General features: G+C 57.8%; 15 protein-coding genes. 7 read left to right on the forward strand and 8 right to left on the reverse strand.

Going from position 1 to position 14,256, the window contains the following annotated elements:
- The first annotated feature begins 18 nt into the window (after positions 1–18).
- Positions 19–1,464: a metalloprotease TldD gene (gene tldD, locus C2E15_RS02435; protein WP_104955977.1), complete on the forward strand. Its 1,446-nt coding sequence runs from the start codon at positions 19–21 to the stop codon at positions 1,462–1,464.
- A 37-nt stretch (positions 1,465–1,501) separates the two neighbouring features.
- Here tldD and aaeR read toward each other — a convergent pair whose 3' ends face one another.
- Entirely contained in the window at positions 1,502–2,425 is a 924-nt protein-coding gene (aaeR, locus tag C2E15_RS02440) for an HTH-type transcriptional activator AaeR (protein ID WP_104955978.1), read from the reverse strand.
- A gap of 271 nt (positions 2,426–2,696) precedes the next feature.
- Here aaeR and aaeX point away from each other — a divergent pair, with 271 nt between their 5' ends.
- From aaeX to C2E15_RS02465, 5 genes are all read left to right on the forward strand, one after another.
- Complete coding sequence (gene aaeX, locus C2E15_RS02445) at positions 2,697–2,900, forward strand: p-hydroxybenzoic acid efflux pump operon protein AaeX (RefSeq protein WP_104955979.1); 204 nt, start codon at positions 2,697–2,699, stop codon at positions 2,898–2,900.
- A gap of 8 nt (positions 2,901–2,908) precedes the next feature.
- A complete protein-coding gene (gene aaeA / locus C2E15_RS02450; RefSeq protein ID WP_104955980.1) occupies positions 2,909–3,841 on the forward strand; it encodes a p-hydroxybenzoic acid efflux pump subunit AaeA in 933 nt (310 codons plus the stop codon).
- Positions 3,842–3,852: 11 nt separating this feature from the next.
- A complete protein-coding gene (gene aaeB, locus C2E15_RS02455) occupies positions 3,853–5,820 on the forward strand; it encodes a p-hydroxybenzoic acid efflux pump subunit AaeB (RefSeq protein ID WP_104955981.1) in 1,968 nt (655 codons plus the stop codon).
- 131 nt (positions 5,821–5,951) lie between these two features.
- Entirely contained in the window at positions 5,952–7,403 is a 1,452-nt protein-coding gene (locus C2E15_RS02460) for an NAD-dependent succinate-semialdehyde dehydrogenase (RefSeq protein ID WP_104955982.1), read from the forward strand.
- A 48-nt stretch (positions 7,404–7,451) separates the two neighbouring features.
- Positions 7,452–7,724, forward strand: coding sequence for a barstar family protein (locus C2E15_RS02465; RefSeq protein WP_104955983.1), 273 nt, complete (start codon positions 7,452–7,454; stop codon positions 7,722–7,724).
- Positions 7,725–7,802: 78 nt separating this feature from the next.
- Here the strand turns inward: C2E15_RS02465 and yhcN (C2E15_RS02470) are convergent, their stop codons facing one another.
- The 4 genes from yhcN (C2E15_RS02470) to argR form a co-directional block, all read right to left on the reverse strand.
- Positions 7,803–8,066: a peroxide/acid stress response protein YhcN gene (yhcN, locus tag C2E15_RS02470; protein ID WP_104955984.1), complete on the reverse strand. Its 264-nt coding sequence runs from the start codon at positions 8,064–8,066 to the stop codon at positions 7,803–7,805.
- Positions 8,067–8,152: 86 nt separating this feature from the next.
- Positions 8,153–8,422, reverse strand: a complete 270-nt coding sequence (gene yhcN / locus C2E15_RS02475) for a peroxide/acid stress response protein YhcN (protein WP_104955985.1) — start codon at positions 8,420–8,422, stop codon at positions 8,153–8,155.
- 115 nt (positions 8,423–8,537) lie between these two features.
- Positions 8,538–8,801, reverse strand: coding sequence for a peroxide/acid stress response protein YhcN (gene yhcN / locus C2E15_RS02480; RefSeq protein WP_104955986.1), 264 nt, complete (start codon positions 8,799–8,801; stop codon positions 8,538–8,540).
- A gap of 446 nt (positions 8,802–9,247) precedes the next feature.
- Positions 9,248–9,718 (reverse strand): transcriptional regulator ArgR, encoded by a 471-nt coding sequence (gene argR / locus C2E15_RS02485; protein ID WP_038628827.1) that lies wholly within the window; start codon positions 9,716–9,718, stop codon positions 9,248–9,250.
- A gap of 445 nt (positions 9,719–10,163) precedes the next feature.
- Between argR and mdh the strand changes: the two genes are divergently transcribed.
- On the forward strand, positions 10,164–11,099 hold the full coding sequence (gene mdh / locus C2E15_RS02490) for a malate dehydrogenase (RefSeq protein ID WP_104955987.1): 936 nt from the start codon (positions 10,164–10,166) through the stop codon (positions 11,097–11,099).
- Positions 11,100–11,203: 104 nt separating this feature from the next.
- On the opposite strand, the gene degS is transcribed toward mdh, so the two are convergent.
- The 3 genes from degS to zapG form a co-directional block, all read right to left on the reverse strand.
- Positions 11,204–12,265 (reverse strand): outer membrane-stress sensor serine endopeptidase DegS, encoded by a 1,062-nt coding sequence (degS, locus tag C2E15_RS02495; protein ID WP_104955988.1) that lies wholly within the window; start codon positions 12,263–12,265, stop codon positions 11,204–11,206.
- A gap of 93 nt (positions 12,266–12,358) precedes the next feature.
- Complete coding sequence (degQ, locus tag C2E15_RS02500) at positions 12,359–13,735, reverse strand: serine endoprotease DegQ (RefSeq protein WP_104955989.1); 1,377 nt, start codon at positions 13,733–13,735, stop codon at positions 12,359–12,361.
- A gap of 115 nt (positions 13,736–13,850) precedes the next feature.
- Positions 13,851–14,252 (reverse strand): Z-ring associated protein ZapG, encoded by a 402-nt coding sequence (gene zapG, locus C2E15_RS02505; RefSeq protein WP_104955990.1) that lies wholly within the window; start codon positions 14,250–14,252, stop codon positions 13,851–13,853.
- Between the last annotated feature and the right edge of the window lie 4 nt (positions 14,253–14,256).

A 14,256-nucleotide genomic window follows, 5' to 3' on the forward strand; every position in this document is an offset into this window, starting at 1 on the left:
CACAACGAGTGAGAAACGATGAGTCTGAATCTGGTAAGTGAGCAATTGCTAACTGCGAACAACATCAATCAGCAGGATCTGTTCACCCTGCTTGGGCAGCTTTCAGAACGTCGTCTGGATTATGCCGATCTCTATTTCCAGTCCAGCTACCACGAATCCTGGGTGCTGGAAGACCGCATTATTAAAGATGGCTCCTGGAATATCGACCAGGGCGTCGGCGTACGCGCCGTCAGCGGCGAGAAAACCGGCTTCGCCTATGCCGATCAGATCACCCTGAACGCGCTGCAACAGAGTGCGCAGGCGGCGCGCAGCATCGTGCGCGAGCAGGGCGACGGCCGGGCGCAGGCGCTGGCGGCAATCAATCATCGTGCGCTCTACCCGGTAAACGATCCGCTGCAGAGCCTGTCGCGCGAAGAGAAAATCGCCCTGCTGCACCGCGTGGACAGCGCGGCGCGCGCAGCGGACAAACGCGTGCAGGAAGTGAGCGCCAGCCTGACCGGCGTCTATGAGCTGGTGCTGGTGGCGGCCACCGACGGCACGCTGGCGGCGGATGTACGCCCGCTGGTGCGCCTGTCGGTCAGCGTATTAGTCGAAGAAGACGGCAAGCGTGAGCGCGGCTCCAGCGGCGGCGGCGGACGTACCGGCTACGATTTCTTCCTGGCGGACGAAGCGGGCGAAGTGCGCGCGGAAAGCTGGGCGCGCGAAGCGGTGCGTATGGCGCTGGTTAACCTCTCCGCAGTGGCGGCGCCGGCAGGCTCGATTCCGGTAGTGCTGGGCGCGGGCTGGCCGGGTGTGCTGCTTCATGAGGCCGTGGGTCACGGTCTGGAAGGCGACTTTAACCGTCGCGGTACCTCCATGTTTAGCGGCCAGATGGGCAAGCAGGTTGCTTCTGAACTCTGTACGGTGGTGGATGACGGCACCCTCAGCGGCCTGCGCGGCTCGCTGGCGATCGACGACGAAGGCGTGCCGGGCCAGTATAATGTACTGATCGAAAACGGCGTGCTGAAAGGGTATATGCAGGACAAGCTTAACGCGCGTCTGATGGGCGTCGCGCCGACCGGCAACGGACGCCGCGAATCCTATGCGCATCTGCCGATGCCGCGTATGACCAATACCTATATGCTGGCCGGGCACTCGACGCCGCAGGAGATTATCGAAAGCGTCGAGTATGGCCTCTATGCGCCGAACTTCGGCGGCGGCCAGGTGGATATCACCTCCGGCAAGTTCGTCTTCTCCACTTCAGAAGCCTATCTGATTGAGAAAGGCAAAGTGACCCGTCCGGTGAAGGGCGCTACGCTTATCGGCTCCGGCATTGAAGCGATGCAGCAGATCTCGATGGTCGGCAACGATCTGGCGCTGGATAAAGGTGTCGGCGTCTGCGGCAAAGAGGGGCAGAGCCTGCCGGTCGGCGTCGGCCAGCCGACTCTGAAGCTGGATCGTCTGACCGTCGGCGGCACCGCCTGATAACGCCTCTCCCCTGGCGACATCGGCGCCAGGGGAATTATCCGCCGCTCTCGCGGTGTTCCTGATAGATCTGCGCCACCTTTTTAAACCAGGCGCTGAGATAGTCGATACAGACCTGTACCTTCAGCGGCAGCTTATCTTTCTGGGTATACAGCGCATAGACCGGGCGCGGATCGGACTGATAGCGGCTAAAAAGAATTTCCACCTCGCCCGCCTTAATCTCTTCAATCACCCACATCAAGGGCACGTACGCGATACCGCAGCCCGCTTTCAGCCAGCGGATCAGGGTTTGCGAATCGTTAGTGACGAAGCGCCCCTGCGGCGAAAGGTGGGTGCTGATGCCTTCGGGCGCCACCAGCTCAAAATCGCTGTCCGGACGCACGCTATATTCCAGCCAGGAGAAGTTGGCGATATCGGCGGGCTTCTCCGGCGTACCGTGCTGCTCGAGATAATGTTTTGCCGCGCAGACCACCATCGGCATTGAGCCGAGCCGCCGCGAAAAGAGGCTGGAATCCTGCAGCGCGCCGACGCGGATCACCACGTCGAGGCCGTCGGCGATCAGATCGGGCGCCGGAATGCCGGTCACCAGATTAACCGTCAGGCCAGGGTATTCCTGTAGCATTTCGGCTGTCATGGTCGCCAGCACATTCTGCGCCATAGTAGAGGAGCTGCCGATGCGCAGCGTGCCGATGGGCGAATTATTAAATGCGTAGAGCTGCTCATGTACCTGATGCGCTTCGGTCAGCATCCGGCGGCAGCCCTGATAATAGATGCGTCCCGCCTCGGTGAGGCCGATGCTGCGCGTACTGCGATTGAGCAATTTAACCTGTAGCTCATCTTCCAGTTTCGCCACAATCTGGCTGATAGAAGAGACACTCATCTGCAGCTGCCGTGCGGCGGCGGTAAATGAGCCTAATTCAACCACTTTGGCGAAAACTGACATGCCTTTCAGACGTTCCATTATTCACTCTGGCTTAAAAGTGATTTAGATCACATTATGTAGATAACTTATAGTCAGGCGCGTTACTATATGACGCCGGGTTGCCGTCTGGTTACTCACCTTCTGTGTCAAAGTATGTAGTACACGCTATGCTTTAGGTTCTGATATTCGTCTGACAGTGTACCTGTCGTCCGACCATCATCAACCCATCATGCGAAACCGCCTGTAGCAACGGGGCGGCTTCGTGTTGGCATAACGGAAAGGCCCGGTTACGTATCAACAAGGATAAAAGATGAGTGTGTTACCGGTTATTGTCATATTTGGGCTCTCTTTCCCGCCCATATTTTTTGAAATCATCGTTTCGCTTTTGCTGTTCTGGCTGGTGCGCCGCGTACTGCTGCCGGTCGGTATCTATGATTTTGTCTGGCATCCGGCGCTGTTTAACACCGCTCTCTATTGCTGCCTGTTTTATCTGGTATCCCGTCTGTTCGTCTGAGGTTTTAAGTGAAAGCTCTAATAAGAAAAATTGCGCGCTATGCCATTACCCTGATTCTGGTTGCGATCGCCGTCGTCGTCGTGTTCCGCGCCTGGGCTTTTTACACTGAGTCGCCCTGGACGCGTGATGCGAAATTCACCGCCGACGTGGTGGCGATTTCGCCGGATGTGACCGGTTTGATCACCGATGTGCGCGTACGCGACAACCAGTATGTGAAGAAGGGTGACGTGCTGTTCACCATCGATCAGCCGCGTTTCCAGAAAACGCTGGCGGAGGCGGAAGCGGACGTGCAGTACTATCAGTCGCTGGTGGATGAGAAACGGCGTGAGGCGGCGCGGCGTAATAAGCTGGGCGTGATCGCCATGTCGCGCGAAGCGATCGAGCAGTCGAACAACGATTTACAAACCTCTGAACATCAGCTGGCGAAAGCGCAGGCCACGCGCGATCTGGCGAAGCTCGATTTGGAGCGCACGGTGATCCGCGCGCCGTCCAACGGCTGGGTCACCAACCTGAATGTCTTTACCGGCGAGTTTATTAACCGCGGCACCACCTCGGTGGCGCTGGTGAAAGCGGATTCCTACTACATTATGGCCTATATGGAAGAGACCAAGCTGGAAGGGATCCGTCCGGGCTATCGCGCCGAAATTACCCCGCTGGGCAGCGAGCGCGTGCTGCGCGGTACGGTGGATTCCATCGCCGCCGGCGTGACCAACAGCAGCAGCAGTGTCGACAGCAAAGGGATGGCGACCATCGATTCCAACCTGGAGTGGGTACGCCTGGCGCAGCGCGTGCCGGTTAAGATCCGTCTCGATCGCCAGCAGGGTAACCTCTATCCAGCCGGCACCACCGCGACGGTAGTGGTCACCGGCGAGAAAGATCGCGAACAGGCGCCGCAGTCGCCGCTTGCCCGGCTGCTGCACCGCCTGCGTGAGTTCGGTTAAGCGGGGGCGTGATGCAACTCGAACGGCTACGCTTCCCGGTTAAGCTGACTTTCGCCCTGCTGGCGGCGCTGCTGGTCGGTTTTCACTTTAATCTGGAAACGCCGCGCTGGGCGGTGATGACCGCCGGCATCGTGGCGGGCGGTACTGCGTTCGCCGCCGGCGGCGATCCTTACTCCGGCGCGCTGCGTCACCGCGGCATGCTGCGTATTATCGGCACCTTCCTTGGCTGCCTGGCGGCGCTGGTGATTATGATCGCCACCATCCGCGCGCCGGTGGTGATGCTGCTGCTCTGTTGCATCTGGGCGGGCGTCTGCGTCTGGCTTTCCTCCCTTATCCGCGTTGAAAACTCCTATGCGCTGGGGCTGGCGGGCTATACCGCGCTGATTATTGTGGTCAGCGTCGATATGTTCCCCGGCGGCACGCCGATGCTGGCGCCGCAGTTCGCCGTCGAGCGCTGCAGCGAAATCGTCATCGGCATTGTCTGCGCTATCCTGGCGGATATGATTTTCTCGCCGCGCTCGATTAAAAAAGTGATCGACAAAGAGATCGAATCGCTGCTGCTGGAGCAGTATCGTCTGCTGCAGCTCTGCGTGGCGCATGGCGATAAGGATGAGGTGGATAAGGCCTGGGGCAACCTGGTGCGCCGCACCACTACCCTTAACGGCATGCGCAGCCAGCTGATTATGGAATCGTCGCGTTGGCAGCGTGCCAACCGCCGTCTCAAGGCGCTGCATACGCTGTCGCTGACGCTGATTACCCAGGCGGCGGAAACCTTCCTGATCCAGAATTCGCGCCCGGAATATATTGCGCCGCAGTATCGCCTGCTGATGGAAAAAGAGGTGAATAACCTCGGCGATCTGCACAAGCATCTGAAAACCCTGCGCCGCGTGATCGGTGCCTCTGGCAGCAAAAGCACGCCGCTGACGCTGGCGAGCTGGGTCGGGGCGGCCACGGACTACCTGCTGCTGTTGAAGGGCGTTCAGACCAACAGCAGCATCGGCCAGCAGGAAGAGGCGATTCTGAAAGAGGATGTGGAGGTGGTGCGCGCCCGCTCGGCGGAGACGCATCACGCGATGATCAACGGCATCCGCACCTTTGTCGCCACCGCGCTGGGCTCGCTGTTCTGGCTCTATACCGGCTGGACCTCCGGCAGCGGCTGCATGATAATGCTGGCAGTGATCACCGCGCTGGCGATGCGCGCGCCGAACCCGTTGATGATGGCGAAAGATTTTCTGTACGGCATGACGGTGGCGGTGCCGCTCGGGGCGCTCTACTTTATGGTGATCATGCCCGCCACGCAGCAGAGCATGCTGCTGCTCTGCATCGCCATTGGCACACTGGCGTTTGTCGCCGGCATCTTTATTCAGCGGCGGCAGCTCGGCACGCTGGGCGCTTTTGTCGGCACGCTTAACGTGCTGGTGCTGGATAACCCGATGACCTTTTCCGTCGATGCGTTTCTCGACAGCGCGCTGGGACAGGTGATCGGCTGTTTCGTCGCGCTGATGGTGATCCTGATTATTCGCGATAACTCGCGCGCGCGTACTGGCCGCACGCTGCTGAACCGCTTTATGTACGCTGCGGTCTCGGCGTTGACCACCAATCAGGCGCGGCGGAAAGAAAATCACCTGCCTGCGCTCTATCAGCAGCTGTTTCTGCTGCTGAATCTGTTTCCGGGCGATATCGACAAGTACCGCATCGCGCTGACGCTGATCATCGGCCACCAGCGGCTGCGTAATGCAGAGATCCCGGTCAATGCCGATCTCTCGGCGTTCCATAAGCAGCTGCGCTACACCGCCGATCGGGTGATCGCCTCACGCAGCGACGATAAACGGCGCTACTATTACCAGCGCCTGCTGCGCGAGTTCGAGACCTATCAGGAGAAACTGACGCAGTATGACGCGCCGCTGAGCGTAACGGAGCCGGTGAAGCGGCTGGCCGATATGCTGAAAAAATATCAGCACACGCTGATTAACACCTGATCCCACGCCGGCGCCGCCCTGACGCCGGCACTTTCGCCTTTTTTCCCCGGTTTCATCCTGCCCAAAGGCCAAATGCGCGGCCTTTGCCAACTATACTTGGCTCTACAGGATGCTAAAAACAGGAGCGAAAAATGCCTCATTCCCTGCAGGATAACGATCTTTTCCAGACCGGCTGTTTGATTAACGGCCAGTGGCATACCCTTACTGACACCTTCGATGTGCTGAACCCGGCGACCGGCGAAACCCTCGCGCAAGTGGCGAAAGGCGGTAAAAAAGAGACGGAGCAGGCTATCGCAGCGGCGCAGAAAGCCTTTCCCGCCTGGCGCGCGCTGACGGCGAAGCAGCGTTCAGAGATCCTCTACCGCTGGTATCAGCTGATTATTGACAATAAACGCTGGCTGGGCGAACTGATGACGGCGGAGCAGGGCAAGCCGCTGAAAGAGGCGGAAGGGGAAGTGGAATACGCCGCCAGTTTTATTCAGTGGTTCGCCGAGCAGGCCAAACGCATTAACGGCGAAATCATCCCTCCGGCGAAAACCGGCGCACGCATTCTGGCGACGCGCGAGCCGATTGGCGTCGTGGCTGCCATCACGCCGTGGAATTTCCCGATGGCGATGCTGACGCGCAAGCTGGGCCCGGCGCTGGCGGCGGGCTGCACCGGTATTATCAAGCCGGCCAACAACACGCCGCTTTCCGCTTTCGCGCTGCTGGCGCTGGCGAAAAAGGCCGGTGTGCCTGATGGCGTACTGAACGGCGTTGCCGGCGATACGCATGCCATCAGCGACGCCATTATGGCCAGTGACGCGGTGCGCAAAATCTCCTTTACCGGCTCGACCGCCGTGGGGAAAACGCTGATGCGCAATGCCGCCGAGACGATGAAAAAGATCTCGATGGAGCTGGGCGGCAACGCGCCTTATATCGTGTTTGAAGATGCCGACATCGATGCGGCGGTAAAAGGCGCCATCGCTAATAAATTCCGTAACGCGGGCCAGGTGTGCGTCAGCGTTAACCGTTTCTTTATTCATGAGACGGTTTACGATCGCTTCGTCAACCAGTTGGCGGAAGAGGTAAAGCAGCTGAAGGTCGGCAACGGCATGGAGGAGGGGGTAGTGGTCGGCCCGCTGATCAATGCCGCAGCGGTAGAGAAAGTCGAAGAGCATGTTAACGACGCGCAGGCCAAAGGCGGGCGTATCGTGGCGGGCGGCGCGCGTCACGCGCTGGGCGGCAATTTCTGGCAGCCGACGGTGATCGCCGACGCCAGCGAGGAGATGAAGCTGGCGCGCGAGGAGACGTTCGGCCCGGTGGCCGCCTGCTTCCGCTTCGCCAGCGAGGAGGAGGTGATTGAGCGCGCCAACGCCACTGAATATGGTCTGGCGGCCTACTTCTATACGCAGAATCTGCAGCGGGTCTTCCGCGTCTCCGCCGCGCTGGAGAGCGGCATGATCGGCATTAACGAATGTGCCGTCTCGACCGAGCTGGCCCCGTTCGGCGGCGTGAAAGAATCCGGGCTGGGACGCGAAGGATCGATATTGGGCATTGAGGAGTATCTGGAAGTCAAAGCCCTGCATATTGGTGGCCTTTAACCCCATCGGGCGCGCAGGCGCCCGATGACGCATTACGGAGCAGCCGGCATGAAGAAAGAGAGTTTTGACTTTAATGAGATCGTCGATCAGGCGCATTTTTATCGTCAGTTCAGTGAACGCTTCGCGCTGTCAGACCAGTTAATCGTCGATTTAGATTCGCTATGGGATGCTGTTACCGAATCCTTGCCGTTACCGGTAGAGATTGAGTTTATCCATCTCGGCGCAGGACAAAAGCGTCGCTACGGCGCGCTGATCCTGCTGTTTGACGAGGCGGAAGAGGAGCTGGAAGGAAAGCTGCGTTTCAACGTACGCCCGTCCTGACCGGCCCCGACGAAAAGATGACATAAAAAAGGCCCCAACGTACGGGGCCAAAGGGTTCGTCAGGCAGTTGACGAGGAATTACTTATAGAGTTCCGCCGTAGCGTGCCAGCTGTCGCCGGTGCGCGCTTCGATAATGCGGTAAGCGCGCGCGCCCTGCGCATCCGCTTTCTGAGAAAGCTGCGCGCGGTAGTCCATCGGCGAACCGCCGACGCCGCTGGCGGTAATGATCCCCGCAGACTGCAATTGCTGCGCCTGTTGCTGAGTGACCAGTTCCGCGGCGGAAGCGCCAAACGTCGCCATTATCAGCAGGCCAACAGCAGAAACAGCTGTTTTCATCTTCATTATTCGACTCCTCCTGCGATCAACAACCTGCGGGTTACACATCAAGACCAGGTCATCGATGCCAGATTCAGGCGTGCGCCTGATGATTATTTATAGATTTCAGCGGTAGCGTGGTAGTTACCGTTGTTGTAGGCCTCAACGACGCGGTAGGCAGAAGCGCCCTGTTTGTCCGCTTTCTGCGACAGATGTTCGCGGATAGTGGTCGGGCTGCCGTCGATGCCGCTTACGGAGATGGTGCCGATCGGCTGCAGATTCTGGCTGGCGACATCCTGCGGTGTCACCAGCTCGGCAGCGTTGGCGCCGAATGAGAGAACAGTTGCGAAACTTAAAGCAGCAAGGGTGAATGCGGTTTTCATGGTATGACTCCAGAGTATTCAGTGATGACGGCAGCCTGCATGGCTTGATAGCGTTTTTTATATTTGGGGCTGCCTGATTTATCGGTATAGCTGCTGGCCTGTGCCAGCGTAGGGCTTATTTATACAGTTCGGCGGTGACGTGCCAGGTGTCGTTGTTGCGCGCTTCGATGATGCGGTAAGCGCTGGCGCCTTCACGTTCAGCTTTTGCCTGCAGCGCCTGATGAATATCCATCGGAACGCCTGCGACGCCGCCCATGCTTACAGTGCCAACCGGCTGCAGGTTTTGCGCCTGTTCGGCATTAACAGATTCGGCGGCGAAAGCGCCGAACGACAGCATAGAAAGCAGGCTGGCTGCAGCGATAGTAGTTTTAATGTTCATTGATCTGTTCCTCGTCTTTTGTTTTTCTCTTTATCTGTTCTGTGATTCTCATCACGAAAACAAGTATAGATCTAATAACGTCTGAAATTAATATGCCGCTAATAATGTTTTGTTGTGACACTTTAGCCCGCAAGCACATTTTTATAGCGATTAGTTATAAAAATCGCCTGGATTTTGTCCATCTTTCGTTAATTTAGCGTTAAAACAGTCACATGAGTGACTTTATCTATTTGTGCTTTGCTCGGTGGTGAAAAACACTGGCTGAGAGAGTAAAGCAGTCATATGACCTGGTAACAAAGCGGGATAGCAGCACATAATGCGAATAGGGCCGCTGATGACGACGTAAAGCGCAGCGGCTTTATTCCATTCGGGACTGAACAGACGGGAGAAAACAAAGAAGGGGGAGAAAAGATCATTAGCGGCGCGGCGCTAATGATCCTGAGCGCTTACAGCTCCTGTTCGAACAGGTTCAGTATCGCTTCATACAGCTGCTTCACGGTAAAGGCGCGCGCTGGCGTAATAAAGATAGTGTCGTCGCCGGCAATGGTGCCGAGAATGCCTTCCGCTTTGCCCAGCGAGTCGAGCAGGCGTGCGATCAGCTGCGCGGCGCCGGGGCTGGTATGGATCACCACCAGCGCATCGTTGTAGTCGATATCCAGCACCAGATTTTTCAGCGGCGAAGTGGTGGTCGGCACGCCCAGCTCGGCCGGCAGGCAGTAAACCATCTCCATTTTGGCGTTACGGGTACGAACCGCACCGAACTTGGTCAGCATTCGCGAGACTTTCGACTGGTTGATGTTGTCGAAGCCCTCTTCCTGCAGTGCGGTCACAATCTCACCCTGCGAGCTGAACTTTTCTTCTTTAAGTAAAGCTTTGAACGCTTTGATCAGATCTTCTTGTTTCGATGGGTTACGCATAGGCTACCGATAATATAAAAAATGCAGTGAAGCCCGGCGAGCAGGCGATACATTATTATGCATTTAGATGAATGTTTATGCAAATCCGCTGCGGGGACGATCTGCTTTACCGCGTGGAGGGCGCGCATTTTAGCAGACTTTCGCCCAAGATAAAATTGAGTGCGAACGCATAGCTATGGCAGACGAAGTGAAGGGATTGTTATAGAATTGATGTTGTTCTGATAAACATGAACGGTGTAAGGTACGGCTGATTAATGTGTCTGCATCCAGTTATGGCCAGCCACCGGCCTGTTTGTCCTGCGGTCATTCTCACCCGTTTTGCAGGCTGTTTGTGCAGTGCCCCGCAAAACGATGACAACGTCCTCGCTATTGCTTCTCAGGCCGTCCAGCATGTTACCCCGCTGGATCCCGGCATTTTTCTGCTCACTATAATAAGGAGTTTAGGATGAAAGTTGCAGTTCTCGGTGCGGCTGGTGGTATCGGCCAGGCACTCGCACTTCTGCTTAAAACCCAGTTACCAGCGGGTTCAGAACTCTCCCTGTACGATATCGCGCCCGTTACGCCCGGTGTGGCCGTCGACTTAAGCCACATTCCTACGGCGGTGAATATTAAAGGCTTCAGCGGCGAAGATGCGACGCCTGCGCTGCAGGGCGCCGATGTGGTGCTGATTTCTGCAGGCGTGGCGCGTAAGCCCGGCATGGACCGCTCCGATCTGTTTAACGTCAATGCGGGCATCGTACGTAACCTGATTGAGCAGGTAGCGAAAACCGCGCCGAAAGCGCTGATCGGCATTATTACCAACCCGGTGAACACCACCGTCGCCATCGCTGCCGAAGTGCTGAAAAAAGCGGGCGTTTACGATAAAAATCGTCTGTTCGGCGTCACCACGCTGGATATCATCCGTTCCAATACCTTTGTCGCCGAGCTGAAAGGCAAGCAGCCAACTGAACTGAACGTGCCCGTCGTCGGCGGCCACTCCGGCGTCACCATTCTGCCGCTGCTTTCTCAGGTTCCCGGCGTCTCCTTCAGCGAGCAGGAAGTGGCCGACCTGACGAAACGCATTCAGAATGCGGGCACCGAAGTGGTGGAAGCGAAAGCGGGTGGCGGATCGGCTACGCTGTCGATGGGCCAGGCGGCGGCGCGTTTCGGCCTGTCGCTGGTGCGCGCGCTGCAGGGCGAAAGCAATGTGGTCGAGTGTGCTTATGTCGAAGGTGACGGTGAATATGCGCGTTTCTTCTCACAGCCGCTGCTGCTGGGCAAAGAGGGTGTCGCCGAGCGTCGCCCTATCGGCAAGCTGAGCGACTTCGAGCAGAAGGCGCTGGAAGGCATGCTGGATACGCTGAAGAAAGATATCCAGCTGGGCGAAGAGTTCGTTAAATAAACGTCGCCTGGCGATAAAAAAGGGAGCCGAAAGGCTCCCTTTTTGCGTCTGCCACCATCACCCCTGCGGCGGATACGCCTGAATGGCTTTGGCGACTATGGCCATCACCCCTGCGCCGGATATTCCTGAATGGTGACAGGCAAAGTCAGCCTGCGATCGTTGCGGATCACCTGCACGTCGATAACCGAGCCGGGACGCACCTCCGCCACTTGATCCATCGTCTCCTGAGCGGACACCGCCGGCTTGCCGTTCACGCTGACAATCAGGTCATTGGCCTGAATGCCTGCCTTCGCTGCGGGGCCGTCCGGTGCCACATTGTTGACGACAATGCCCTGAATGCGATCGATGCCGGCGTTCTGCCCGTGCAGCGGCGGCACTTCGCGGCCGGTAATGCCGATATAGCCGCGGATCACGCGCCCGTCGCGGATCAGCTTATCCATGATTTTGGTCGCCAGCGCGGTGGGAATGGCGAAGCCGATCCCTTCCGGCGTTTCGCCGTCGTTGCTCTTATCAAACGACAGGGTATTAATGCCCATCAGCTCGCCGAGCGAGTTAATCAACGCACCGCCGGAGTTGCCACGGTTGATAGAGGCATCAGTCTGCAGGAAGTTTTGCCGGCCGGAAGGGCTCAGGCCGACGCGGCCGGTAGCACTGATAATGCCCTGGGTTACGGTCTGCCCAAGGTTGTAGGGGTTGCCGATCGCCATCACGATATCGCCGACATGCGCGATGCGGTTACGGTTAATCGGGATGACCGGCAGGTTTGCGGCGGTGATTTTCAATACCGCTAAATCGGTCAGGCTGTCTGAGCCGACCAGCATCGCTTCAAAGAAGCGGCCATCCTGCAGCGCGACGATAATCTGGTCGGCGCCGTTGATGACGTGGCGGTTGGTCAGGATATAGCCTTTATTATTCATGATCACGCCCGAACCGAGCGTGGTAATGCCGTGTCCGTTACCGCCCGACGCGGCGCTGCGGTTATAGACGTTGACTACCGCAGGAACGGCGCGGCGCACACCCTGATTAAAGCTGAAAGGTGTTTGATCGGCGCTGCTTTCCGGCTCGGAAAGCAAGCCGGTGCCAATACGCAACGCAGGCATGGCCGCCAGTAAAATACCTGCGACGATCAGCCCCAGAACTACCGAACGCAAGAGTTTAAGAAACATGATGTTAAGTCATATCAGAAATGATCCGGGGCAGAATATCATGAGTTACGCGGACACACACGGGTTGTGTCCGCGTTATGATACGCCGGTTTTTTAACGCAGCAGGAGATAGAGGCTTTCGCCGCCGCGCACCACATTCAACGCCAGGAATGGCGGCTTGCTGGCCAGCACTTTGCGCATCTCATCAAGACCCTGCACGCGGGTGCGGTTGACGCCGATGATCACGTCATCTTTCTGCAAACCCATCTGCTCCGCCGGCGTCCCTTTCTGCACCGCATCGACCTTCACGCCTTTATTGCCGTCCGGCAGCTGGCCATCGCTGAGCGAGGCGCCCTGCAGGGCAGGCGTCATCAGCTCATCGCTGGACATAGTACGGGCGCTGGCGTCGAGCTTGACCGTTACGCTAAGCGGTTTGCCTTCACGCAGCAGGCCAATTTTTACCTCTTTGCCCGGCGGAGTGGTGGCGATTTTTACCCGTAGCTCGGCAAAGCTGGCGATCGGCTTGCCCTCCACCGACGTGATGATATCGCCCGCTTTAATGCCGGCGGTCGCCGCCGCCGATTTCGGCAGCACTTCCGATACGAAGGCGCCGCGCTGGGCGTCAACGTTAAAGGCGCGTGCCATATCGGCGGTCATTTCGGTGCCCTTAATGCCGAGCTGGCCGCGCTTCACTTCGCCGGTAGCGATCAGCTGCTGCGCCAGCTCCATTGCCATATTGCCCGGAATGGCGAAGCCGATGCCGATATTCCCGCCGCTGGAGGCGAGGATGGCGGTATTGATGCCGATCAGCTCACCGTTGAGGTTAACCAGTGCGCCGCCAGAATTGCCGCGGTTGATGGCGGCGTCGGTCTGAATAAAGTTTTCCAGCCCTTCAAGATTCAGGCCGCTGCGCCCCAGCGCGGAGATAATGCCGGAAGTGGCTGTTTGGCCAAGTCCAAAAGGATTGCCGATAGCGATGGCGAAATCGCCTACGCGCAGCTGGTCGGAATCCGCCACCTTAACCTGCGTCAGGTTGCTGGCGTTCTGCAGCTGGATCAGCGCGATATCGGTCTGTTCATCACGGCCGATCAGTTTGGCGTCATATTCGCGTCCGTCGCTCAGCTGCACGCTGATTTTATCGGCGCCGTTCACCACGTGATTGTTGGTCAACACGTAGCCCTTTTGCGCATCGATGATCACGCCGGAGCCCAAACCTTCAAACGGCTGAGGCTGTGCATCATCGCCCTGACCCTGCTGGCCGAAGAAGCGTTTTAACGGCTCCGGCAGATCCTGAGTTTGATCGTCCGTCGCGGTGCCTTCAACATGCACGCTGACCACCGCAGGCAGCACTTTCTCCAGCATCGGCGCCAGGCTGGGCAGAGGCTGATTCTGCACCTGGGCCGGCAGCGTCGCCATAGCGGAAGGGGCCATGGCCAGATTGATACCAACGGATAGGGCTACCGCGCTCAACAATAATGATTTTTTCTTCATCGTTACGACGCTCTCGCTGCTCAACTGAGGGAAGATAATGGATGATTTGCGTGTCGGATAACGCACTCTGGCCTGACGAATGAAAAGGAAAAGGGCGCGGGTGCGCCCTGATTGATCAGTCGCGCGGCTTGCGTTCGCCGCGCAGAAGGCCGGATGCGCCTTCTGAATAATCGCGCGGGATTTGCACCGGCGCCTGGTCGTTATCCGCTTCCGCTTCGGTAAGCTGATAGGCGAACGGGTTTTTCTCGCCCGGCAGGTCCGGCAGCAGATCGTTGGAGCCCTTCGCCATATGCTGATAAAGCTGGCGGTAATCGCGCGCCATGTTATCCAGCAGCTCGGCGCTCTGCGCGAAATGGTTGGTCAGCTCCTCGCGATAATCTGCCAGTTCCGCTTTGGATTTCTCCAGTTCGTACTGCATGCTGCGCTGTTCGCGCAATTTCTTATTGCCAAAACGCATGGCGACAGCGCCGATAATAATGCCAACGACTAATCCAATTAGCCCGTATTCCCAGGTCATAATG

The sequence above is a fragment of the Mixta gaviniae genome (assembly GCF_002953195.1).
GTDB lineage: Bacteria > Pseudomonadota > Gammaproteobacteria > Enterobacterales > Enterobacteriaceae > Mixta > Mixta gaviniae.